This is a genomic window from Halorientalis pallida (assembly GCF_049605515.1).
Lineage (GTDB): Archaea > Halobacteriota > Halobacteria > Halobacteriales > Haloarculaceae > Halorientalis > Halorientalis pallida_A.
In genome coordinates, this window is record NZ_CP187158.1 from 2538682 (window position 1) to 2560584 (window position 21903).

Annotated in this window: 21 protein-coding genes; 10 read left to right on the forward strand and 11 right to left on the reverse strand. The window is 67.9% G+C overall.

The annotated features are described in order from the left end of the window. Position 1: 1 nt before the first annotated feature. From ACOZ4N_RS14645 to ACOZ4N_RS14655, 3 genes are read right to left on the reverse strand one after another with little or no spacing between them, the layout of a single operon-like run. The gene (locus ACOZ4N_RS14645) at positions 2-574 is read right to left on the reverse strand and encodes a dolichol kinase (RefSeq protein WP_424017104.1); all 573 of its coding nucleotides are present in this window, start codon (positions 572-574) and stop codon (positions 2-4) included. Beyond that, entirely contained in the window at positions 574-2343 is a 1770-nt protein-coding gene (gene glyS, locus ACOZ4N_RS14650; protein ID WP_424017105.1) for a glycine--tRNA ligase, read from the reverse strand. Before glyS ends, ACOZ4N_RS14645 begins: the two co-directional genes overlap by 1 nt. Continuing rightward, complete coding sequence (locus ACOZ4N_RS14655; protein WP_424017106.1) at positions 2340-3191, reverse strand: CBS domain-containing protein; 852 nt, start codon at positions 3189-3191, stop codon at positions 2340-2342. The genes glyS and ACOZ4N_RS14655 overlap by 4 nt, the downstream gene beginning before the upstream one ends. A 215-nt stretch (positions 3192-3406) precedes the next feature. Between ACOZ4N_RS14655 and ACOZ4N_RS14660 the strand changes: the two genes are divergently transcribed. The 7 genes from ACOZ4N_RS14660 to glmM all read left to right on the forward strand — a co-directional run bounded on the left by ACOZ4N_RS14660 (position 3407) and on the right by glmM (position 13491). Further along, positions 3407-3571, forward strand: a complete 165-nt coding sequence (locus ACOZ4N_RS14660; protein WP_424017107.1) for a DUF7556 family protein — start codon at positions 3407-3409, stop codon at positions 3569-3571. A 105-nt stretch (positions 3572-3676) separates the two neighbouring features. Then, positions 3677-4099, forward strand: coding sequence for a PPC domain-containing DNA-binding protein (locus tag ACOZ4N_RS14665; RefSeq protein WP_424017108.1), 423 nt, complete (start codon positions 3677-3679; stop codon positions 4097-4099). After that, entirely contained in the window at positions 4099-9774 is a 5676-nt protein-coding gene (locus ACOZ4N_RS14670) for a DNA polymerase II large subunit (RefSeq protein ID WP_424017109.1), read from the forward strand. Before ACOZ4N_RS14665 ends, ACOZ4N_RS14670 begins: the two co-directional genes overlap by 1 nt. A gap of 264 nt (positions 9775-10038) precedes the next feature. Next, the gene (locus ACOZ4N_RS14675) at positions 10039-10842 is read left to right on the forward strand and encodes a type IV pilin (protein WP_424017110.1); all 804 of its coding nucleotides are present in this window, start codon (positions 10039-10041) and stop codon (positions 10840-10842) included. Between the two features lie 46 nt (positions 10843-10888). Further along, the gene (locus ACOZ4N_RS14680) at positions 10889-11188 is read left to right on the forward strand and encodes a DUF7130 family rubredoxin-like protein (protein WP_424017111.1); all 300 of its coding nucleotides are present in this window, start codon (positions 10889-10891) and stop codon (positions 11186-11188) included. Between the two features lie 9 nt (positions 11189-11197). After that, on the forward strand, positions 11198-12085 hold the full coding sequence (locus tag ACOZ4N_RS14685) for a ketopantoate reductase family protein (protein ID WP_424017112.1): 888 nt from the start codon (positions 11198-11200) through the stop codon (positions 12083-12085). A 41-nt stretch (positions 12086-12126) separates the two neighbouring features. Continuing rightward, on the forward strand, positions 12127-13491 hold the full coding sequence (gene glmM / locus ACOZ4N_RS14690; RefSeq protein WP_424017113.1) for a phosphoglucosamine mutase: 1365 nt from the start codon (positions 12127-12129) through the stop codon (positions 13489-13491). Here glmM and ACOZ4N_RS14695 read toward each other — a convergent pair. Together ACOZ4N_RS14695 and hisI are read right to left on the reverse strand one after the other, a co-directional pair. Beyond that, positions 13488-14624 (reverse strand): DUF7118 family protein, encoded by a 1137-nt coding sequence (locus ACOZ4N_RS14695; RefSeq protein WP_424017114.1) that lies wholly within the window; start codon positions 14622-14624, stop codon positions 13488-13490. The two genes, glmM and ACOZ4N_RS14695, sit on opposite strands and share 4 nt — an antisense overlap. Continuing rightward, positions 14617-14991 carry a phosphoribosyl-AMP cyclohydrolase gene (gene hisI / locus ACOZ4N_RS14700; RefSeq protein WP_424017115.1) on the reverse strand — a complete coding sequence of 125 codons (375 nt, stop codon included), beginning with the start codon at positions 14989-14991 and terminating at the stop codon, positions 14617-14619. The genes ACOZ4N_RS14695 and hisI overlap by 8 nt, the downstream gene beginning before the upstream one ends. Positions 14992-15188: 197 nt before the next feature. On the opposite strand from hisI, the gene ACOZ4N_RS14705 reads away from it, so the two are divergent. Continuing rightward, a complete protein-coding gene (locus tag ACOZ4N_RS14705; protein ID WP_424017116.1) occupies positions 15189-15704 on the forward strand; it encodes a twin-arginine translocation signal domain-containing protein in 516 nt (171 codons plus the stop codon). Here ACOZ4N_RS14705 and ACOZ4N_RS14710 read toward each other — a convergent pair. The 3 genes from ACOZ4N_RS14710 to ACOZ4N_RS14720 form a co-directional block, all read right to left on the reverse strand. Further along, positions 15701-16735 (reverse strand): prepilin peptidase, encoded by a 1035-nt coding sequence (locus tag ACOZ4N_RS14710; protein WP_424019962.1) that lies wholly within the window; start codon positions 16733-16735, stop codon positions 15701-15703. The genes ACOZ4N_RS14705 and ACOZ4N_RS14710 overlap by 4 nt on opposite strands. Positions 16736-16818: 83 nt before the next feature. Continuing rightward, the gene (fer, locus tag ACOZ4N_RS14715) at positions 16819-17208 is read right to left on the reverse strand and encodes a ferredoxin Fer (RefSeq protein WP_424017117.1); all 390 of its coding nucleotides are present in this window, start codon (positions 17206-17208) and stop codon (positions 16819-16821) included. Between the two features lie 91 nt (positions 17209-17299). Beyond that, positions 17300-18505 (reverse strand): anion permease, encoded by a 1206-nt coding sequence (locus ACOZ4N_RS14720; RefSeq protein WP_424017118.1) that lies wholly within the window; start codon positions 18503-18505, stop codon positions 17300-17302. 128 nt (positions 18506-18633) lie between these two features. Here ACOZ4N_RS14720 and hisA point away from each other — a divergent pair, with 128 nt between their 5' ends. Further along, complete coding sequence (hisA, locus tag ACOZ4N_RS14725) at positions 18634-19359, forward strand: 1-(5-phosphoribosyl)-5-[(5-phosphoribosylamino)methylideneamino]imidazole-4-carboxamide isomerase (RefSeq protein WP_424017119.1); 726 nt, start codon at positions 18634-18636, stop codon at positions 19357-19359. On the opposite strand, the gene ACOZ4N_RS14730 is transcribed toward hisA, so the two are convergent. The 3 genes from ACOZ4N_RS14730 to ACOZ4N_RS14740 form a co-directional block, all read right to left on the reverse strand. Beyond that, positions 19356-20012: a hypothetical protein gene (locus ACOZ4N_RS14730; RefSeq protein ID WP_424017120.1), complete on the reverse strand. Its 657-nt coding sequence runs from the start codon at positions 20010-20012 to the stop codon at positions 19356-19358. The genes hisA and ACOZ4N_RS14730 overlap by 4 nt on opposite strands. Before the next feature lie 63 nt (positions 20013-20075). Further along, on the reverse strand, positions 20076-20942 hold the full coding sequence (locus ACOZ4N_RS14735) for a rhodanese-like domain-containing protein (RefSeq protein ID WP_424017121.1): 867 nt from the start codon (positions 20940-20942) through the stop codon (positions 20076-20078). A gap of 53 nt (positions 20943-20995) precedes the next feature. Continuing rightward, entirely contained in the window at positions 20996-21181 is a 186-nt protein-coding gene (locus tag ACOZ4N_RS14740) for a hypothetical protein (protein WP_424017122.1), read from the reverse strand. A 127-nt stretch (positions 21182-21308) separates the two neighbouring features. Here ACOZ4N_RS14740 and hisB point away from each other — a divergent pair, with 127 nt between their 5' ends. After that, on the forward strand, positions 21309-21896 hold the full coding sequence (hisB, locus tag ACOZ4N_RS14745) for an imidazoleglycerol-phosphate dehydratase HisB (protein ID WP_424017123.1): 588 nt from the start codon (positions 21309-21311) through the stop codon (positions 21894-21896). Positions 21897-21903: the final 7 nt, after the last annotated feature.

A 21903-nucleotide genomic window follows, 5' to 3' on the forward strand; every position in this document is an offset into this window, starting at 1 on the left:
CTCAGAGTATCGGTGGGAGCGTCATTCCGACGGTCATCGCCCCCGCGGCGACCAGCGGGATGGTCAGGTTGTCGTCGATCACGTACTCGCGAATCACGGGTTTGACGCCGTCGGCCAGCATCGCGGCCAGGCCTCCGAGTACCGCCGCCACCGGCGGGACGAAGGGGAGCGCCAGCCCGGTACAGACCAGAAACATCGTGACGAGGACGCGCGGTCGCTTGATCGTCCGGAGCTCGTCGGACCCGAGCAGGCCGGAGATCGGGTCGCCGAGCGTGAGCATCAGGATCGCGGGGACGGCGATGGTCGGGCCGAAGACGAGCCCGGTGGTCGAGCCGCTGAACACGTACAGCGCGTACCCGGCGGGGTTGTCCTGTTCGTACTCCCTGGTCAGCACGTCGAAGACGACCCACTCGAAGCCCAGGCCCAGACGGGCGGTCTCCAGCAGGACGGTGAAGGCCAGTCCGCCCACCAGCACGTACCGGATCTGTGGCCAGGTGAGCAGGTCCAGCAGGTAGAGTCCCGGCACCCCCGCGCCGCTCGCGTGAACGAGTCGGCGAGCCACCTCGTTCGCCATCAGAGGTCGCCGACGGTCGTCTCGCCGGCCCGCAGGTCAGCGACGACGCCCGGCAGGTCGTCCACGGGAACCCGGGCCTGTGCCGTCGTGTCCCGGTCGCGGATCGTCACCGTCCCGTCCTCCAGCGTGTCGTAGTCGACGGTCACGCAGTAGGGCGTCCCGACTTCGTCCTGGCGGCGGTAGCGCCGGCCGATGGAGCCCGAGGCGTCCTCGGCGACCTCGAAGCCCGCTCGCCGGAGCCGTTCGGCGATCTCCCCGGCCCGCTCGCCCAGGCCGTCCTTGTCCATCAGCGGGAAGACGGCGACCGTGGTCGGCGCGAGTTCCGGCGGCAGGGTCAGGACGGTGCGCTCCTCGTCCTCACTGTCGTCCTCGCTCCCCTCGCCCGCGTCGTCCTGTGTGAGGCTGTGGGCCAGCACCGTGTAGACCAGCCGGTCCACACCGAACGACGGTTCGACGACGTGTGGCGTGACGTGTTCGCCGGCCTCGGTGACCTCCTCGACGGCGAAGCCGGTCTTCTCGACCGGCACGACGTACTCCTCGCCGTCCACGTCGACGGTCACTTCGTCGCCGTCGAACGCCGAGCGGTCCCGTTCCGCGAGGGCTTCGAGGGCCTCGCTCACGGCGGCAGCGTCGCCGCCGAACTCCGGTCCGAGATAGCTCATGTCGGGGTCGACCGTGGCGCGCTCGACGGTGATCGGATCGTCGTACTGCTTGAAGATCGTGAAGTCGTCGTCGGCGTACTCGCCGTGCTTGGTGAGGTCGTAATCTCCGCGGTAGGCGAAGCCGGTGATCTCGATCCAGTCACCACCGATCTCGGCCTCGGCGTCCCAGCAGTCCGCGGCGTAGTGGGCCAGTTCGCCCGAGCGGTGCTGGCGGAACCGGAACCGGTCCATGTCGACGCCGATACGCTCGTACCAGCCCTGGGCGACGCCGAGGTAGTAGCCCACCCAGGCGCTGCCGACGACGCCCTCGTCGACGGCCTCGCCGACCGTCATCTCGACCGGTTCGCCGTCCGCGTCGTCCTGGCGGGCCTCCGAGTACAGCGTGACTTCCACGTCTTCGACCGATTCCAGGTCGGGTTCGTCGGTCTCGGGGTCGACGAAGTGTTCGAGTTCGGCCTGTGCGAACTCCCGGAGCCGGACCAGCCCCTTCCGCGGGCTGATCTCGTTGCGGTAGGCCGCACCGATCTGGGCGACGCCGAAGGGCAACTGCCCGCGGGCGTACTCCTTGAGTCGCGGGAACTCCACGAAGATGCCCTGGGCGGTCTCGGGGCGCAGGTAACCCGGCGAGGAACTCCCGGGGCCGATGTTCGTCTCGAACATGAGGTTGAAGTCCTCGACGGGTTCGCCCGCGAGGTCCGTTCCGCAAGAGGGACAGACCAGTTCGTTCTCGGCGATGATCCCCTCGATCTCGGCGATGGCGATGGATTCTGCTTCCTCGATGTCGGTGTTGTCCTCGACGATGTGGTCGGCGCGGTGGGAGGCCCCACACTCGGGACACTCGACGATCATGTCGTCGAAGCCGTCCAGGTGGCCCGAGGCCTCGAAGACGGGTTCGGGCATGACGTTGGGGGCTTCGATCTCCATGTGGCCCTCGCGGCGGACGAAGCGGTCGCGCCAGGCGTCTTCGAGGTTCTCCTTCAGGGTCGCGCCCTCGGGGCCGTAGACGTAGAAGCCGGAGACGCCGCCGTAGGCCTCGCTGGACTGGAAGAAAAAGCCCCGTCGCTTGGCCAGTTCCGTGAGTCGGTCGGTTGCGGTGTCGTCGGTCATCGGTAGAGTGCGCGAAGCAAGTCCACGTCCTGGACGACGCCGGCGAGGGTGTCGCCCGAGACGAGCGGGATCTGCTCGATGTCGTTGTCGATCATCAACTGGGCGGCGTCCTGAGCGGTGCGGCGCTTCGAGACGGTGACGACGCCGTCGCTCATGAACTCCCGGACGGGTTTGGCGGGGATCTCGACGTTGCGGGTCGGCATGTAGCTGTTGCCGACGGCCTTGACCGACTCCCACTTCCAGTCGTCGTCGTCGTCGGCGATGGACTCGCCGGTGTCGGCCTCGCCCTCGACGACGCGGGCCACCTCGAGGATGTCGACCTCGGTGATGATGCCGTCCATGTCGCCGTCCGAATCGAGGACGACCGCGTAGGGGACGCCCGCGTGGGAGAGTTCCCGCTCGGCCACGGGGAGGGGAGTCTCGACGTAGACGCAGTTGATCTCCCGGGTCGCGAGGTCGCCGACTTCGGTGTCGCCGTCGACCTCACCCTCGGCGATGGCGTGGATCACGTCGGTGATGGTGACGATCCCTTCGAGCTGTCCGTCGACGACGGGCACCCGGCGCGCGCCTTCGGTGACCATCAACTCGGCGACCTCGGTGAGATCGGCGTCCTGGGTGGTCGTGGGAACTTCCTCGACCAGCAGGGCGAGCTGGTCCTCGTCGGGCCGTTCGATCAGCGCGTCCCGGGAGACCAGCCCCCGGAACTCCTCGCCGTCCTCGCCCTCCTTGATCACGGGGACCGACGAGAACGCCCGCTCCTGCAGATACTCGAGGACGTCGTCACGCGTCCCTGGCAACTCGACCGTGACGACCGCCGAACGGGGCGTCATGGCGTCTGCGACCTTCATATTGGGTCCAAGTCCTGCCTGCACCTACAAAGGCCTTCACATTGACCCCGCCCGTGCCCGCGATCCCCGACCGAATCACACCCGGGCGTCGGCCCGGAACCACCCGAACGAGTCGGCCCGTTCGCCCGGGCCAATCGGGCCGAACCGACGACCACTGAAAAAGGACGCCGTAATAATCCGGCACATTTTTATTGTCGTGTGTAAGACTCACATGCATGGCACAGGATGGCGCTGCCAGGGAATCGGTCGCAGACTGTGAAGCGATGGGCTCGGTCGATAGCGGCGAGATCGACCAGTTCATCATTGCGTACCCGTGTCAGGACGACGCCTGGGCGTCCATCCCGCTTACAGACGCTGCCTCGCTCGACGAGTGGTGTTGAGGCCACTCGGACTCGTTTTCGACCGCCGGCATCGACCGCCCACAGCGGCGGAGCCGTCGCGGCGAACGGTGAAGATTTTTGCCCCCTCGCGTCTTCCGGGTCGGTATGGATTATCGTGAAGTCGAGGGTGCCCGGGAGTACGTTGCCCGGCTCGACCACGGCGTCGGCTGGCGCAGTCAGATCGAGGCGTTCGCCGACGAGGAGGGCATCGACGCGGCCTTCTTCGTCGGCCTCGGCGCGGTGCAGGACGCGACGCTGCTGTTCTACGATCAGGAGGTCCAGGAGTACTACGATATCGAGTTCGACGAACCGTTCGAGGTCGTGCCCGCGGTCGGGAACGTCTCCTGGCTGGAGGGCGAGCGCTTCGCCCACACGCACATGACCCTCTCGCGCGAGGACGGGTCGGTCGTGGCCGGTCACCTGGACGAGGCGACGACGTTCGCGGGCGAACTGTACGTCCGCGAGTTCGACACGAAACTCGACCGGGAACACGACGAGACCACCGATCTGGATCTCTGGCCGCTCTGATGCGAGAGGCTGATCGGCGGTACTTCGAGCGGCTGGAAGCCGACCTCGACGACGCCTTCGAGGTGGCGCAGGCGGCCCGCGAGCGCGGCGGCGACCCCACGAAAGACGTGGAGATCCCCACGGCGCGGGACATGGCCGACCGCGTCGAGAACATCCTCGGGATCGACGGCGTGGCCGAACGCGTGCGGGACCTCGAAGGCGAGATGAGCCGTGAGGAGGCCGCACTCGAACTCGTCGAGGACTTCGTGGACGGGTCGGTGGGCGACTACGACACCGACGCGGGCAAGATCGAGGGTGCGGTTCGGACGGCGGTCGCCCTGCTCACCGAGGGTGTCGTCGCCGCCCCCATCGAGGGGATCGACCGCGTCGAAGTGCTGGAGAACGACGACGGGACGGAGTTCGTCAACGTCTACTACGCCGGTCCGATCCGCTCTGCGGGCGGGACCGCACAGGCCCTCTCCGTGCTGGTCGCGGACTACGCCCGCTCGTTGCTCGGCATGGACGAGTTCAAGGCGCGCAAAGACGAGATCGGCCGCTACGCCGAGGAGGTCGACCTCTACGATCAGGAGACGGGCCTGCAGTACTCCCCCAAGGAGAAGGAAAGCAAGTTCATCGCCGAACACATGCCGATCATGCTGGACGGGGAGGCCACCGGCGACGAGGAGGTGTCGGGCTACCGCGATCTCGAACGGATCGACACCAACTCCGCCCGCGGCGGGATGTGTCTGGTCTTCGCCGAGGGGATCGCCCTGAAGGCCCCGAAGATCCAGCGGTACACCCGCAACCTCGACGAGGTGGAGTGGCCCTGGCTCCAGGACCTCATCGACGGCACGATCGGAAAGGACGACGCCGACGACGAGGACGAGGACGGCGAGGAAGCCGAGGCGAGCGACGGCGAAACCGAGGACGCCGCCGCGGACGATGCTGACGAACCGGCGGGACCGCCCCGCGTCGACCCCTCCGAGAAGTTCCTGCGGGACCTCATCGCCGGCCGGCCGGTGTTCACCCACCCGAGCGAACCCGGCGGCTTCCGCCTGCGCTACGGCCGGGCGCGCAATCACGGGTTCGCGACCGCCGGCGTCCATCCCGCCACGATGCACCTGGTCGACGACTTCCTCGCGACCGGGACCCAGATCAAGACCGAACGCCCCGGCAAGGCCGCGGGCGTCGTCCCCGTCGACACCATCGAGGGACCGACGGTTCGGCTGGCCAACGGTGACGTGCGCCGCATCGACGACCCCGCGGAGGCGCTGGAAGTCCGCAACGGCGTCGAGAAGATCCTCGATCTGGGGGAGTACCTCGTCAACTACGGCGAGTTCGTCGAGAACAATCATCCCCTGGCTCCAGCCAGCTACACCGTCGAGTGGTGGGAGCAGGACCTCGAAGCGTCGACCGCCGACGTACAGGCCATGCGTGACTCGGTGCGAGTCGATCTGGCCGATCCCAGCACCGACGAGGCCATCGAGTGGGCCAGCGAGTACGACGCACCGCTCCACCCGAAATACACCTACTGCTGGCACGACATCTCGGTCGACGAGTTCGAGCGGCTGGCGGCGGCCGTGGCCGATGGCGAGGTCGCCGAGACCGACGGCGCGGTCATCTCGGGCGACAGCGACGACGACCCCGCCGATGGCGACCTGATCGTCCCCCGGCCCGACGACCCCGAGGAGGACGTGTCGGGCGTTCTGGAGAGCCTGCTGGTCGAACACCACCAGCACGAGGACCGACTGGTCGTGCCCGACTGGAAGCCGCTCGTCCTGTCGCTGGGCCTCAGCGAACGCCTCGAACGGGAGTGGACGCCTGAGGACCTTCCCGCCGCGGCCCGTGAGTACGCCGACGGCGAGAACGCGATCCGCGCGGTCAACGCCGTCGCGCCCTTCGAGATCCGCGAGCGCGCGCCGACCCGCATCGGCAACCGGATGGGCCGCCCCGAGAAGTCCGAATCCCGCGAACTCTCGCCGGCGGTCCACACCCTCTTTCCCATCGGCGAGGCCGGTGGGAGCCAGCGCGACGTGTCCAAGGCCGCCGACGCTGGCGACGCCGTCGAGGGGACCCAGGGCGAGATCGAGGTGCAGGTCGGCCGCCGGGAGTGTACCGAGTGCGGCACACGTACCTACCACGCCCGCTGTCCCGACTGCAACGGCGTCACCGACGCCGTCTACGTCTGCCGGGACTGCGACATCGAGGTCGAACCCGACCCCTCCGGCCGCGCGGAGTGTCACCGGTGTGAGTCGCTGGCCTCGCCCGTCCAGACCAAGACCATCAGCGTCCGCGAGGAGTTCCGCGACGCCCTCGACAGCGTGGGCCTCCGCGAGAACGCCTTCGATATCGTCAAAGGCGTCAAGGGACTCTCCTCGAAGACCAAGACCCCCGAACCCATCGAGAAGGGGATTCTCAGAGCGAAACACGGCGTCTCGGCGTTCAAGGACGGCACCGTCCGCTACGACATGACCGACCTGCCCGTGACCGCCGTCCGCCCCGCCGAACTCGACGTGACCGCCGACCAGTTCCGCGAACTCGGCTACGAGGAGGACATGCAGGGCGAACCCCTGCGCCACGACGATCAACTCGTGGAACTCAAAGTCCAGGACATCGTCCTCTCGGACGGCGCGGCCGAACACATGCTCAAGACGGCCGATTTCGTCGACGACCTGCTGGAATCCTACTACGGCCTCGACTCCTTCTACGATCTCGACGACCGGCAGGAACTCGTCGGCGAACTGGTCTTCGGGATGGCACCGCACACCAGCGCGGCGACAGTTGGCCGAATTGTCGGATTTACGTCAGCCGCAGTTGGGTACGCACATCCCTACTTTCACGCCGCGAAACGCCGGAACTGTTTCCATCCGGAGACCGAAATCCGGTACGAGGACGGGAGCGGACGACTTCGTGACGTGTCCATCGAATCGTTCGTCGAACGCCGACTCGACGATCCCGAAACCGACGACTTCGGGGTCGAGGTCGAGGAACTCGACGAGACAGTACGTGTCCAGTCGCTCGACGACGATGGCAACTGGGTACGCAAACGCGTCGAAGCCGTCTCGAAACACCCTGCACCCGACCACTTCGTCGAGATCGAAACCGAAACCGGACGGTCGATCACCGTCACCCCGGACCACGAGATGGTCCGATGGACGGGCGGCATCGAGTCCGTTCGCGCACACGAACTCGAACCCGGGGACGCGATTCCGGTCGACGGGAGCGATCATGCGATACCTCCCACCACGACGCCCGAAGCGGTCGGCGACGGCGGCACGAACGTTGAAGTAGTAGACCGGGTCCAGTTCCGGCCGTCCGATGTCGAACACACGTACTGTCTCACGGTCGCGGATACGAACCGGGTCGTCGCGAACGGCATCCTCACCGCCCAGTGTGACGGCGACGAGGACTGTGTGATGCTCCTGCTCGATGGCCTCCTGAACTTCAGCAAGAAGTACCTGCCCGACAAGCGCGGCGGGAGCGTCGCCGAAGACTCCAGACTCGTCGCCGTCGATCCGGACGACAACGTCCGGTTCCTGACTTTCGACGAATTCTGGGACGAACTCGAATCACCGCTGGAAGTCGAGGGGAAGTTCCGCAAGCGGACCTGCTACGCCGAGGGCTGGAAGACGTACGCCTTCGACGAGAACCACGAGGCGACGCTGCAACCCATCGAGAAGGCGATCAGGTACCGGGCCGACGACGACGAATCGCTGGTCGAGATCGAGACGCAGTTCGGCCGGTCACTGGAGATCACCGACCACCACAGTCTGTTCCGGTACGACGACGGAATCGAGGAAGTAGCCGGTGGGGACCTCGAAGAGGGCGATCTCGTCGTCGCGCCCCGCGAACTCGATGTCGAGACCGAGAGGACGACTATCGACGTGGCCGAGTGCGTCGACGAGCCGTACGTCGTCATCGACGATCACGTCGAGGACCTGCTGACGACGGCGTGGGAGACGACAGACCACGGCAGTCCGACCCATCAGGCGTTCAAATCGGGCCTCTCGTACCGCCTGAACAAGGGCAAGATTCCGTACGGTCGATTCGAACGGATCCTCAGCCGTGCCGGCTTCGAGGTCCCACACGACGTACAGATCGGACTGGAAGGGTCATCGGATGGGGTCTCCCGGCTCGTTGATGTCGACGAAGACTTCGGGTGGTTGCTCGGCCTGTTCGTCGCCGAGGGAACGACGTCCAGCGTCTGTCCGGCGATCCACAACGCCGACGAGGACCTCATCGACCGCGCCGCGGAGATCATCGAGGACACGCTCGGCCACGAACCCGGCAGGCGGTGGTCGAACCGGACCTACGAACTCCGGTTCCCGGCCGTCTTTCGAGAGGTACTGTACGATCTCGGGTTCGAGGACGCCGATTCCTACGACTCCAGCGAGAAGGTCGTGCCCGACTGTATTCTCGACGCACCGCGGGAAGTCGTCCTCTCGTTCCTCCGGGGGTTCATCGCTGGCGATGGCAGTGACAGCACGGACGAGAACGTGACGACGGTCGGATTCCACACCACGAGCGACGACGTGAAGGACGGCATCGTGTTCCTCTTGCACCGCCTCGGTCTCGTCGCCAACATTTCCGAACGTACCAACCGCGAGGGCAACCGCCAGGACATCTACACGATCACGGTCTCGGGTGGTGCGACGGACAACCCACTCCACCGGATTCTCGACGGCGAGGAACCGTACTATCCGAAGAGCCTCGTTGTCTCGATCCCGGACGCGCTGATGGAGGTTCGGGAGATGGACATCGAGGGAATCAGACAATTGATCCCGAAGTATCTGAAACGCCGGGAGAACATCTCGCTGGAGAAACTCCGCGAGATAGTCCGCGAACTCGAATCCCGGAACCTGCCCGACGCCGCTGCGGAGCGACTCGGCGACCTGCGCCCGCTTGTCGACGGTGACCTCTCGTATCTGCGGGTCGAAACCGTCGACCGCGTCGACTACGACGGCTATCTCTACGATCTCCAGGTCGGTGGCGACCCGATCTTCACCGCCAACTGGCTGTACGCCCACAACTCCATGGACGCGCCCCTGGTCATGTCCTCCCGGATCGACCCCACCGAGATCGACGACGAGGCCCACAACATGGACGTGATGGACCAGTACCCCCGCGAGTTTTACGAGGCCACCCGGGAGATGGCCGACCCCGAGGACGTCGAGGACATCATGACCATCGCCGAGGAGAACCTGGGGACCGACCGGGAGTACACGGACTTCCGGCACAGCCACGACACCAGCAACATCGCGCTGGGGCCGGATCTGTCGGCGTACAAGACGCTGGACGACATGATGAAGAAGATGAACGCCCAGCTGGAACTCTCCCGGAAACTCCGGGCCGTCGACGAGACCGACGTGGCCGAACGGGTCATCGAGTACCACTTCCTGCCCGACATCATCGGCAACCTCCGGGCGTTCTCCCAGCAGGAGACCCGCTGTCTGGACTGCGGCGAGAAGTACCGGCGCGTCCCGCTGACCGGCGACTGCCGGAAGTGTGGCGGGGACATGACCCTCACCGTGCATCACGGCTCGGTCAACAAGTACATCGACACCGCACTGGAAGTCGCCGAGGAGTACGGCACCCGCGAGTACACCACGCAACGCCTGGAGATTCTGAAGAAATCCATCAAACGGATCTTCGAGAACGACAACAACAAACAGAGCGGGATTGGCGATTTCATGTGAACCCACCTTTTTCGCGAGGGGGTCGCAGGGCGACCCCCTCGCCAAAAACGTGGGCGAAAAAGCGGAACGCGCGCCACGGCGCGCGTTCCGGTGCTGTGCTTGCGGCCTCCGCGACCGCCACCGCACCGATACCGCCACCGCGACCGAACCTTGCCGCCACGGCGACCGCCACCGCACCGCCACCACTGAATCCCCCGTTCTCGCTCACTTCACGCTCTCGAACCCGGCCCGGCATTCAACAGGCTCCAGTCGAACGGCCCGACAGTGACGGACAGAGCGGTCAGCCCGGTGATCGGGACGGTCCTGCTGGTCGCCATCGTCGTCCTGCTGGCGGCGACGGGCGTGGTCTTCTTCCAGCAACTGGTTTCGGACCCGGGCGAACCGCCACAGATCGCAGTCGAACGGGCACAGGCGACCGTCGACGGGTGTACGGTGGCTCGCGCCGCCGTCGAGGGTGGGTCCGGCGGCCTCGCGTTCTACCGCCAGAACGGCGAGCGGGTCGTCCTCGACGACGACGGCGACGGCCGGACCGAAGCGGGCGAGGGCGTCCGACTCCCGCCCCGCGAGGACGTGACGGTGCTGGCGAATCGGTCGGGCGAAATCTACGTCCTCGACGAGTTCCGTGGCACGCGCGTCGACTGTCTGTCGGTCGCGGGCAGTGCCGCACCCGGGATCGAGACGGCCCACGGTGTCCGCTTCGACGTGCCCTACAACGGCGGGTCGGGCACCGTCGGCAACTCGCTCAACGAGATCACGGTGACCTACGAGTCGGGGGCCGGTGTGGACGCCTCGGGCGTCTCGGTCGGGGACGTGACCGCTGTCGGGTTCGACCGCGACGGCGACGCGGCCATCGACGTGTCCGCACGGAGCGACCTCCAGAGCGTGACGGTCAGCAACGGCGGGCGGACGGTCGAATTCGGCTTTATCGGCAACTACGACGTGAAGCGGGGCGACGAGATCGTGGTGCGGTTCGCCGGCATCGAGAACCCGACGGCGGCCGGGACCTACACGACGACGGTGAACGTCAACGGCGACGTGACGAAGACCGGGAGCGTTACCGTCGGCTGAGATTCGGCCGTAGTTTTAACCCCGGGCCAGACGAACCGCTACGCGTATGAGCGACAGTCAAGAGGGCATCACGCCGTCGTTCGGACAGAGCGTCTACGACGACGAGGGCAACGAACTGGGCCGAATCCGTGGGTTCGACGAACACGGCTTCTACGTCACCCTCGACCAGGGCATCGAGGGCTTCTCCTCGGAACACATCACCTCCGGCCACGAGTGGGGCGAGGCCGAGTTGATGTGGCGCTGCTGGGAGTGTGGCGAGATGGGCGACATCGACGAGGACATCCCCGAAGCCTGCCCCACCTGTGGCGCGCCCAAAGAGGACATCTATTACTGGACCGAGGACTGACCGGCGACCGTGGACGTCCTCGTGTTCGGGGCCGGGAGCCTCGGCTCGCTCGTCGGCGGCCTGCTCGCCCGCCAGCACCGCGTGACGCTCGTCGGGCGTGACCCCCACGTCGGAACCGTCGCCACAGATGGCCTGACCGTCGGCGGAGCGGTCGAGTGCCACGCCGACCCCGACGGGGTGACCGCAGTCCCGTCCGACGCCGCCCCCGACCTGGCGCTCGTGACCGTCAAGGCCTACGACACCGACGCGGCCGCCGCCGCACTGACCGACTGCGAGCCCAGTACTGTCCTCTCACTCCAGAACGGCCTCGACAACGAGGCCCGACTGGCCGACCGTCTCGACTGTCCGGTGCTGGCTGGCACCTGCACCTACGGCGCGATGCTCGAAGAACCGGGCCGGGTCACCTGCACCGGCGTCGGCGAGGTCGTGCTGGGGCCGCGCGAGGGCGGCGAGTCCCCCGCCGCCGACCGGGCCGGCGCGGCCTTCGAGGCGGCGGGCATCGAGACGACCGTCGCGGCGGACATGCCTCGCCGCACCTGGGAGAAACTGGCGGTCAACGCCGGGATCAACGCCACCACGGCGCTGGCTCGGATCGAAAACGGCGCGGTACTGGACGGGCCGGCCAGCGAGGTGGCGGCGGCGGCCGCCCGCGAGACCGCCCGCGCGGCACGCGAGGCGGGGGTCGCCCTCTCCGACGAGGCGGCGGTCGACGCCGTCCGGGAAGTCGCCGATGCGACGGCGGACAACACGTCTTCGATGTACCAGGACGTGCTGGCCGAGCGCCGGACCGAGGTGGACGCGATCAACGGGGCCGTCGCCGAGCGGATCGACGCGCCGGTCAACCGGACGCTGGCGGGACTGCTCCGGGCCTGGGAGCGGGCGCGCGACCGCCGATAAGTTGCAAAGGTTTAGTGGGTCGCCGTCCGGAGCGTCTGGTGATGGAAATCTTCGGGTCCAGCGGCGTCCGCGGGGTGGCAAACGAGTACCTCAACCCCGAATTCGTCTGCAACATCGCGCAGGCCGCCGGCTCGGTCTGGGACGCCGACGCCGTCGCGCTGGCCCGGGACACGCGAACCACCGGCGAGATGCTGGGCAACGCGGCCGCCAGCGGCCTCGCCAGCGTCGGATCGGACGTCCACCGACTCGGCGTGGTCCCGACGCCCGGACTCCAGGCCTACTGCGAGCGGGTCGGGGTCCCCGGCGTGATGATCACCGCCTCGCACAACCCGCCCCAGTACAACGGCGTCAAACTCGTCGGGGCCGACGGGATCGAACTCTCGCGGGGCACGCTCGAACGCGTCGAGGAGCGCCTGCTCGCGGAGGACTTCGATTCGGTCGCCTGGAACGGGACGGGCCGAGTGGAACGGATCGACGACGCGCGCGACCGGTACGTCGAGCAACTGCTGGCCGCCGTCGACCGCGAGCGCATCGCCGACGCCGACCTGACGGTCGCGCTCGATCCCGGCCACGGCGCGGGTGCGCTCACCAGCCCCCGGATCTTCCGGGAACTGGGCTGTGACGTGGTCACCGTCAACGCCCAGCCCGACGGCCACTTCCCCGGCCGGGACCCCGAACCCGTCGCGGAGAATCTCGCCGACCTCGGCCGGCTGGTCCGGGCGGCCGACGCCGACGTGGGGGTCGCCCACGACGGGGACGCAGACCGTGCGATCTTCTTCGACGAACACGGCGAGTTCGTCGAGGGTGACGGGGCGCTGGCGGCGCTCGCGGCCGCGGAACTCGACGCCGGCGACACGGCCGTCTCGGCGGTCAACGTCTCCCAGCGGCTGGTCGACGTGGCCGACCGGGCCGGCGCGGCCCTGTCGCTGACGGCCATCGGCAGCACGAACATCATCACGCGCATCCGCAACCTCCAGGCCGACGGCGAGTCGGTCCCCGTCGCCGGCGAGGGCAACGGCGGCATCCTCTTTCCCGACTACCGGATCACCCGGGACGGGGCCTACACCGCGGCGCGGTTCCTCGAACTCCTCGCCGACCAGCCCGCGAGCGAGGTGGTCGCGCCGTACGACGACTACCAGTTGCTCCGGACCGACGTGAAATACGAGACCGACGACGAGCGCCGCCGCCTGCTCGACGCCGTCGAGGCCGTCGCCCGGGACGCCGACGCGACTCTCGACACCACCGACGGCTACCGGCTCGACTACGGCGACAGCTGGGTGCTGGCCCGGCCCAGCGGGACCGAGCCGGTGATCCGCGTCTACGCCGAGTCGCAGGACCCCGCGCGGTCGGCCGACCTGGTCGAACGGATGCACGAGGCCATGGTCGCCGCCCGCGACGAGGACTAGCCGGGCAGTTCCGAGAGCGTCGTCGCCAGTTCCTCCCGTGCCGCCCGCGTGGCCTCCAGATCCGCCTGGACCGCGCCCGACTGGAGCCGCTCGCGTTCGTCGTCGTCGAGTTGTTCGCGTGCCTGCGCACTCGTTCGGAGCCGGCCGTAGTCCGCCCGGTCGGTCAGCGCCCGCACGGTGCGGGCCTTCGCGACCACGTCCTCGGGGGCGAACCGGCCCGTGACCTGGATCAGCTCCCGGGCGAGAAAGCGCAGTTCCTCGGCGGCCGGCGGCGGCCACGAGACGGTCAGCGGGCCGCCGTCCAGCCGCCGGAGGTACGTCTGGTTGGTCCCGATGGCGGTCTTCAGCGCCGTCGCGTCGTCGACGTAGTGGTCGAGCTTCGACTTGGAGTAGTCGGCGTAGTCCAGCAGGGTCGGGATCGGTTCGGTTCCCGGCGGGTTGTGCTCGACGTACTCGGTCAGCTTCGCGGGCGGCTGGCGGTAGTCGACGAGCGGGAACGACGCCGTCGTCTCGACGAAGCCGAGCACCTCGCGAGCGCTCGCGTCGCGCTTGAACTCGCGGAACGCCGCCTCGACGGCGTCGTTGTACGCGTCGATGGGTTCGCGCAGTCGCTCGACCGGGGCGTCGAGGTCGGCCTCCCCCATCGCCACGAGCGCTTCGAGGTCGGCGATCCGCTCGTCCAGTTCCCGCACGCGACGCTCGGCGCGAGTCCGCAGTTCGTCGTACCGATTCTGCGTCGCCTCGCGCTCTTCGAGCAGGGCGGCGTCGTCGGCGGCCGGCGAGAGCGCCTCCCGGGCCCGGTCGAAGTCCGATTCCGTGAGCCGGCGCTGCTGCATGATGTCGTCGACCTCCTCGAAACACTCCCGATGGGGCAGGTCCTCGGGGAGGCTGTCGACGAACTTCTCCATCTCCTCCTGAAACTCGATGAAGACCCTGAAATCGCCGTCCCCGGTCGCTTCCTCCTCGTAGTCGTCGAACAGCGCCTGGAGCCGGTCGTACTGCCGTGCGACGGCTTCGAGGTCCCCCTCGACGCGCTCGTCGACGCGGGCCTGTGCGTTCTCGGCCGCGCGGTGGGCCGATTCGAGGTCCGCGATCAGGCCCGCCACGTCGTCGGGGCCCGCGCCGTCACTCATCGTACACGTCGTCGGGATCGAACACCTGTTCCCCGACGACTTCGCCGTCGATGGTGCGGTAGAAACACGAGCGATACCCGGTGTGGCAGGCACCGCCCTCCTGTTCGACCAGGTACAACAGCGAGTCGCCGTCGCAGTCGACGCGGATCTCCTCCACACTTTGAATGTGGCCGCTGGAGGCCCCCTTCTCCCAGAGTTCGTCGCGGCTGCGCGAGTAGTAGTGAGCCCGCCCGGTCTCGCGGGTCCGCTCGACGGCCTCGCGCGTGACGAACGCGAGCATGAGCACGTCCCCCGAGGTCGCGTCCTGGGCGACCGCCGGGAGCAGATCCTGCTCGTCGAAGGCTAACTCGACGTCGGCGTTGTCCATACTCCCCTCTGTGACCGTGGTACCGATATGCTTTGTGTCGCCGTCGCCGCCCGTCGATATCAGCTGTGAATTCGCCATCACGCCGATTTCAGAACTGATTATCGCGACGAAAAACGCGGTATTCCTTGCTCTCTGAGTTCTCAGAAACTGTAATCGGGTGTGAGGATTGAAGCCACTGGGAGACAGAGGCTGTGTCGATGGAACGTCGGAGGTTTCTACAGCGCGGGGCGGTCGGAGTGGCCCTCGGGACCGTCGGCTGTCTCGGCAGCGGTGGCGAGGTCGTCGTGACCGTCAGCCGGGAGGTGACCGTCCAGCCCGGGACCGGCTGGATCAGGGAGATCCCCGACGTGTCCGACCCCGGCGGTTCGATCTCGTACATCTCCCGGTCACAGGTCCCCTTCGACGTGTACTTTTTCACCAGCGAGAAGCAGATGCACCGGTACGACGCCTACACCAGCGGCGAAGACCCGGAGAAACACCCGACCGGCGACCGTGACATCGGGCGTACCGCCACGGAAACTGCGGGCGGGGACTACAAGGCCAGTACGAAAAACGACGGCGGCCGCCAGGCCATCGACGAGACCGGACCGTACTACTTCGTCCTCGATCACTCCGACTACCCGGCCGCCGGCGGTGCCTGGCCGAGTGACATGCCGAAACGCCGGACGATCTACCTCGATCTGACCGTGACGCGACAGCGGTTCGGGTTCTAGAAGACGCCGAGCCCCTCGATCACCGCGTACAGCACGTCCCCGTAGGTCAGCCCCAGCAGGAGCCCGAGGAACATCGGCACGAGAAACGGAATGCCGGGCGTGATCCACACCTCGTCCTCGCTGGTCAGGACGGTGAGTCCCTCCCGCAACTGCTCGGGCGTCGTCCCGTACGCGCTCCCCTCGATCTCCTCGAAGAACCGCTCTGCTCCCCAGGGATCGGCGATCTCCGTCTCCTCGGGTACGTCCTCCTCGTCGGCGTCGGCGGGTGGGTCGCCGGCTGTGGCCTCGTCGTCGGGGGCCGGTCGGCCACCGTCGGGCACCGCAATCGCCCCGTCGCCGGGCGGGTTCGTCTCCGCCGGGATGCTCTCGGGATCGCGGAACTCGTCGGGTTCGGCCCGCAATTCGGCGAAGTTCGCGCCCCGCCAGGTCAGGTACATCCGGAGCGCGTCCAGGTCGAGCCCGCGCCGGGTGAACCCGTCGGGCGTCTGGAGCAGGCGACCGTACTCCTCGGTGACCCGCTCGGTGGCGACGGGTCGGCCGATCACCATCGCCTTGGCGACGTGGCCGCCGGCCGCGTTGCGAAGCGTGAGCGCGACCGGGTAGAACAGCCCGACGACGACCGTGTTCGAGAGGACCGACATCGCGAACACGCCCAGCGTCGGGACGACGACCGGGAGCGCGAAGTCGGGAAACAGGTACGTCGGGAAGGTCGGAAAGAGCACGGCGAGCGTGATCAGCGCCTTGGCGTCGGCCCCGCCGAAGCCGCCGATCCACCAGAAGCCGTAGGCGAGCGGCACCACGAACCCGACGCTGATCAGCACCCGCAGGAAGTACGCCCGCTGGTTGACGTAGCCCACCGTCGTCCCCGTCCAGACCTGCCAGACCTCGACGGCGAGCGCGAGCACCGCGACCCCGAGCAGGGGGAGCCACGTCCGGTTCGGGACCCGTCGGGTCTTCACGTCCCGCCAGGCGGCCCAGCCCAGCGCGGGCACGGCCACTAACCGTAGCAAATCCGGGATCGACGCCGTCAGGAAACCAGTCGATACCACACCGAGGCCCAGCGACGGCTAGGGCAAAGCGTTTGCGAACGGTTCGAAACGGAAAAGGGGCCGCGTCAGATGACGCGGTTCTGCAGGTAGTCGAGGTGCTTCGCGTTGTAGACGATCCGGACCTCGTCGGCGTCGGGGCTGCCGATACAGGTCAGGCGGACGTTCTTCTCTTCGACTTCCTCGTCGCTGAGGATCTGCTGCATGTCCATGTCGATCTCGCCGTCGACGACGATGGCGGCGCAGTTGGCACACGCGCCGGCGCGACAGGAGAACGGCCAGTCGTAACCCTGGGATTCGGCGGCCTCGAGGATGTACTCGCCCTCGTTGACCTCCAGGCTGCCGTAGTCCTCGTCGTCGAGGTCGGCGTCGGCGGCCTTGTCGAACGTCTCGCTGTCGTACATGTCCCAACCGTGATCGTCCAGTACTTCGTAATTAAGGTACTCTACCGTGGGCATCAACTCTGTCGTTCGGCCCCCTGACTGTTAGACTTTGCTGTTTTCGGGTTCCCCCGATGAACAATTATGCCGGATTTTTCCGGTGAGCTGGTCAAAACACGGGCGCGAACCGGAAGAGGAGGTACGACGCGACCGTCGCGATGGCCGGCACGATGTTCTGGAGCAAGATTACTCGCGCGGTCGTCGCCGGCTCGAACAGGTCCGAGGCCTTGGGCAGGTCTTCGGGTTCTTCCTCACCGATGGCCTTGTGTTCGGTCACGTCGGGCGTCCCGCCCTCACCGCCGACCGTCGGCGCGTCGTCGGACTCGGCCGCCAGCGCGCCCGGCGAGACCGCGGGCTGATCGCCCCGGACCGCGTCGCCGATGGTCGCCGTCCGGGTCGCCCGCCCCCAGCCGAGGCCGACGATGCTCATCGTCGCGATGATGACGAAACTGGCCGGCACGCCCAGCGCCGACAGCACCGTCACCAGCGTGGAACTGACGACGGCGACGACCAGCGCCGCCAGGATCGGCAGGTCCGTCAGGTCGTTGCCCACCGTGTCCATCGTCCGCCGCGCGATGGTGAACGCGCCCAGCCCGATGGCCGCCCCGCCCAGCAGGACGCCGTCGTAGAGGCCGAGCGACCCGCTGCCGACCAGCGGCGCGACCGCGTTGGCGACGTTCGAGGCCCCCGCGGAGAAGGCCATGTAACAGCCGATGCCGACCACCGACAGCGTCCCCACGAACTCCCGACGGGTCGTCCCCGGCCCCAGCGTGGGCCGTGGAAGCGTCCCGGAGCGGTCCAGCACGAGCAGTGACCCCTCCGACTGGGAGATGGCGAACGATTCGACCAGCCGCGGGTAGAAGTACCGCCCGATGACGCCACAGACCCAGAACGCGAGGACTGGCGCGAACAGCCACCAGGAGACGATCGCCCCGATCTCCGCCCAGTTGAGATTGCCCTGAGCCAGCCCCAGCCCCGCGATGGCCCCCACCGCCGTCATCGACGTGGAGGCGGGCACGCCCACGACGTTCGAGAGAAAGAGCGCGAACCCGATGAAAAACAGGACGGCGATGGAAGTCCCCAGCGTGAACGCGCTCTGTGGGACGATCTGCCCGCCGAGCGTCTTGACGACCTCCGTCCCGACGGTGACCCCGCCCAGCAGCGCGAAGCCCGTCATCAACACTGCCGCACCGACCTTCGAGATCGTCCCCGCGCCGACCGCGGGACCGAAGGCCACCCCCGTGGAGGACCCGCCGATGTTGAATCCGACGAACACGGCCACCAGAAGCCCGATCAGGAGGAGGACCGATACCATGTCCGCCCCTGCGAGTGCCCCAAATTAAACGATGGCGCTTTCGACGATACCCGCCGCCCTCGGGGTGAAACCGTCGCTCGGCGCCTGTGACCGACACGCTTTCCGGACTCGCCCGCGGAGTCGAGCACATGTTTCCCGAGTTCGAGGTCGTCCCCGCCGTGGACATGCAGGACGGCCAGGTCGTCCAGCTCGTCGGCGGCGAGCGCGGCACCGGCACGGAGTACGGCGATCCAGTCGAGGCCGCCCGCCGCTGGGTCGACGCGGGCGCACGCACGCTCCACCTCGTCGACCTCGACGGCGCGTTCGAGGGCGAGCGCGAGAACGCCTCCGCCGTCGACGCCATCCTCGACGCAGTCGACGTCGACGTGCAACTGGGCGGTGGCATCCGCACCGTCGCCGACGCCACCGACCTGCTGGACCGGGGCGTCGACCGCGTCATTCTCGGCACCGCTGCCGTCGAGACCCCCGAGATCGTCGCGGAGATCAGCGAGGCCCATCCCGGGAGCGTGACGGTCAGTCTCGACGCCAAGGACGGCGAGGTCGTCGTCTCCGGCTGGACCGAGGGCACCGGTCTCGACCCGGCCGAGGCCGCGACCCGGTACGAGGACCTCGGCGCCGGCGCGATCCTCTTTACCGACGTGGACGTGGAGGGCCAGCTCGAAGGAGTGCGGACCGATCCCGTCCGGCGGGTCGTCGAGGCTGTCGACATCCCCGTGATCGCCAGCGGCGGCGTCGCCACGCTGGCGGACGTGCGCGACCTGCAGGCGGCCGGCGCGAGCGCCGTCGTCGTCGGCAGCGCCCTCTACGAGGGGCAGTTCACGCTCGAAGAGGCGATGGCGGCGGTCGAGGATTAAGCGCCCAGCCGCTCGTACAGCACGGCGACGGCCGCGGCGCTGACGGCACCGATGGGCGCGCCGAGGATACTCGAGGCGAGCCGGACCGCTATCGGGAGCGACTGCGGATTCCGGAAGACGTCCGGGCCGCCGAGCCCGAACAGTGCGACCAGCCCGACCACGAGCGACAGCAGGCCCAGAATCAGGAGGATGCCGAACACGGTCAACGTGTGTCCGCTGGTTCGGTCCCAGCTCTCGGCGAGCCCGTCGATCGGCCCCATCTCGTCGATCATCACGGGTGCGGGGTAGAGGAACAGCCGACTGGCGAGGTACAGGCCGGGCACGATGAGCAGCACCATCCCGATCCCGACACCGATGACGAAGACGACGGCCGCGGCGACCAGAAACAGGAGCCGGATGTCGAGGATATCCGGGAGCGAGCGGTTCGGCGATAGCTCAGTCCAGGCCATCGCGACTGCCACACCGTTCGCGACGAAACTGGCGAGAAAGCCGACGATAGGCACGGGAACGACGCCGACGATCCCGCCGACCAACACGACACCGAGCAGTTCGGGACGACTCGTGACCACGCCGACGGCGTCCGACAGGACACCACTGACCGTCACCTGTACCGGCATCGACCCGCCACCGGAACCACCGGGTTCTGCCTCCATATCTCGTCCGTGGTAGAAACTAAATTTAACACTTTCCGACTGACACACTACTCGTTCCCCGGCCTAACTCCGTCGCGCGCCGCCCGCCGTCCCCCGACCGCCAGCGACGGCCCCCTCCCGGGTCACGACGCCGTCGGTCAACTCGCCCAGCGGTCTCGTGAGGCTGTATGTGGGCGTCTCGACGGTGATCGGCGTCCCGTCGGTCACGTCGGCGAAGTGCAAGACGAGTTCGTAGGAGCCGTCCGGGCCGATGGGGCGGGCCTCCTCCTGCTCCCCGTCGGCCGTTCGCGCCCAGGCGTACTCGCCGGCGCTCGCGGGATCGGCGGCCCCCTCGATCACGTGGCCGTAGGGCTGGTACTCGACGTTCTCGCCGGTCATCGGGTAGTCCAGCCGGTGCCACTCCCAGAAGCCCTCGTCGATGGCGTACACTTCCTCGTAGCCGTTCTGGTAGAACTGGGCCGCTCGCATCGACGAGAGGTGGTGTGGGCAGCCACAGTAGGTCACGATCCGGTCGCCCTCGGGCCAGGCCGCCGCCGGGTCGTTCTGCCGGCCGCTGGCCGGACTGAGGACTGCGCCGGTGATGTGCGAGGTCGCGTACTGTCGCTGGCCGCGGGCGTCCGCGAAGCGCGCTTCGCGCCGGCGGTACCAGTCGTAGGCCACGTCGATGGGCACCAGCGGGACCTCGATCCCCTGTTCGTAGGTGATGGTCTGGAACGACGACGTGTCCGCGTCCGGCGCCGGCGGTGTCTCGTCGATCACCGACGGATCGGGATACCCGTCGTTCTCGGCCGAGATCGGTTCCGGCGTCCCACCGTCGGCTCCGCGGTTCCCCGGTCCGGCGTCGGTCGGCGTCCCGTCCGAAGACCCCCCCATACAACCCGTCAGGCCGGCGGCGGCCCCCACCGCCACCAGGAATCGACGGCGATCCATGTCAGTAATCCAGCACCCCGGAGGCAAAACGATGACGCCTGTCGTGTTCGAGTTCAGGTCCGGCCCTGCCGGCCGCCGGGACGGTCGACGCGCCGCCGAGACCCGGAGATCCGCGGGGCGGCGAGCAGGTACGCCCCGGCCGCGAACAGCACCACAGCGACGGGCAGCGTCGGGCCGGTGTCGACGAACAACAGTCCTGTGGCCGCCACGAGCACGCCGAGCGCGTCGCGCTTGTGCATACCAGTGTGGTCACGAGTCTCACACAAATAGCTCAGTCAGACGGCCGTCATCGGCGCGTCAGCGGCGGGGCCGACGGGGGCTCCGCGGCCCGAAACCACCTTATGCTCGGCCCGTCTTGCTCGACTCATGAGCGACCGGACGGCGGCGGTGACCCGTGCGACCGCCGAAACCGAGATCGAGGTGACCCTCGACGTGGACGGCGACGGCGAGGCGACGGTCGACACCGGCGTCGGCTTCTTCGACCACATGCTCGAAGCCCTCGCCAAGCACGGCCTGTTCGACCTCACCGTGGACTGTGACGGCGACCTGGAGATCGACGACCACCACACCGTCGAGGACGTGGCGATCACCCTCGGCCAGGCCTTCGACGAGGCGCTGGGCGACAAGCGCGGTATCCGCCGGTACGCCGACCGGAAAGTCCCCCTCGACGAGGCCGTCGCCGAGGTCGTCGTCGACGTGTCGGGCCGCCCGTTCTTCGAGTTCGACGGGGCGTTCGCCCAGGCGTCCGTCGGCGACTTTACCAGCCACATGGGCCAGCACTTCCTGCGCTCGCTGGCGACGAACGCCGGCCTCACCCTGCACGCTTCCGTCACCGGCGAGAACGCCCACCACCAGGTCGAGGCGCTGTTCAAGGCGCTGGCGCGGGCGCTGGACGACGCCACCCGCATCGACGAGCGCCGTAGCGACACGCCGAGTACGAAAGGCGAACTCTAGGACTGCG

What these genes read in the sequence shown, in the direction of transcription:
- hisI (WP_424017115.1), bottom strand. Translation starts at nt 14,991, where the DNA reads ATGGACAACGCCGACGTCGAGTTAGCCTTCGACGAGCAGGATCTGCTC.
- hisA (WP_424017119.1), top strand. Translation starts at nt 18,634, where the DNA reads ATGTTTCCCGAGTTCGAGGTCGTCCCCGCCGTGGACATGCAGGACGGC.
- ACOZ4N_RS14680 (WP_424017111.1), top strand. Translation starts at nt 10,889, where the DNA reads ATGAGCGACAGTCAAGAGGGCATCACGCCGTCGTTCGGACAGAGCGTC.
- glmM (WP_424017113.1), top strand. Translation starts at nt 12,127, where the DNA reads ATGGAAATCTTCGGGTCCAGCGGCGTCCGCGGGGTGGCAAACGAGTAC.
- ACOZ4N_RS14735 (WP_424017121.1), bottom strand. Translation starts at nt 20,942, where the DNA reads ATGGATCGCCGTCGATTCCTGGTGGCGGTGGGGGCCGCCGCCGGCCTG.
- hisB (WP_424017123.1), top strand. Translation starts at nt 21,309, where the DNA reads ATGAGCGACCGGACGGCGGCGGTGACCCGTGCGACCGCCGAAACCGAG.
- ACOZ4N_RS14695 (WP_424017114.1), bottom strand. Translation starts at nt 14,624, where the DNA reads ATGAGTGACGGCGCGGGCCCCGACGACGTGGCGGGCCTGATCGCGGAC.
- ACOZ4N_RS14705 (WP_424017116.1), top strand. Translation starts at nt 15,189, where the DNA reads ATGGAACGTCGGAGGTTTCTACAGCGCGGGGCGGTCGGAGTGGCCCTC.
- ACOZ4N_RS14720 (WP_424017118.1), bottom strand. Translation starts at nt 18,505, where the DNA reads ATGGTATCGGTCCTCCTCCTGATCGGGCTTCTGGTGGCCGTGTTCGTC.
- ACOZ4N_RS14660 (WP_424017107.1), top strand. Translation starts at nt 3,407, where the DNA reads ATGGCACAGGATGGCGCTGCCAGGGAATCGGTCGCAGACTGTGAAGCG.
- ACOZ4N_RS14645 (WP_424017104.1), bottom strand. Translation starts at nt 574, where the DNA reads ATGGCGAACGAGGTGGCTCGCCGACTCGTTCACGCGAGCGGCGCGGGG.
- fer (WP_424017117.1), bottom strand. Translation starts at nt 17,208, where the DNA reads ATGCCCACGGTAGAGTACCTTAATTACGAAGTACTGGACGATCACGGT.
- ACOZ4N_RS14730 (WP_424017120.1), bottom strand. Translation starts at nt 20,012, where the DNA reads ATGGAGGCAGAACCCGGTGGTTCCGGTGGCGGGTCGATGCCGGTACAG.
- ACOZ4N_RS14670 (WP_424017109.1), top strand. Translation starts at nt 4,099, where the DNA reads ATGCGAGAGGCTGATCGGCGGTACTTCGAGCGGCTGGAAGCCGACCTC.
- ACOZ4N_RS14740 (WP_424017122.1), bottom strand. Translation starts at nt 21,181, where the DNA reads ATGCACAAGCGCGACGCGCTCGGCGTGCTCGTGGCGGCCACAGGACTG.
- ACOZ4N_RS14655 (WP_424017106.1), bottom strand. Translation starts at nt 3,191, where the DNA reads ATGAAGGTCGCAGACGCCATGACGCCCCGTTCGGCGGTCGTCACGGTC.
- ACOZ4N_RS14665 (WP_424017108.1), top strand. Translation starts at nt 3,677, where the DNA reads ATGGATTATCGTGAAGTCGAGGGTGCCCGGGAGTACGTTGCCCGGCTC.
- glyS (WP_424017105.1), bottom strand. Translation starts at nt 2,343, where the DNA reads ATGACCGACGACACCGCAACCGACCGACTCACGGAACTGGCCAAGCGA.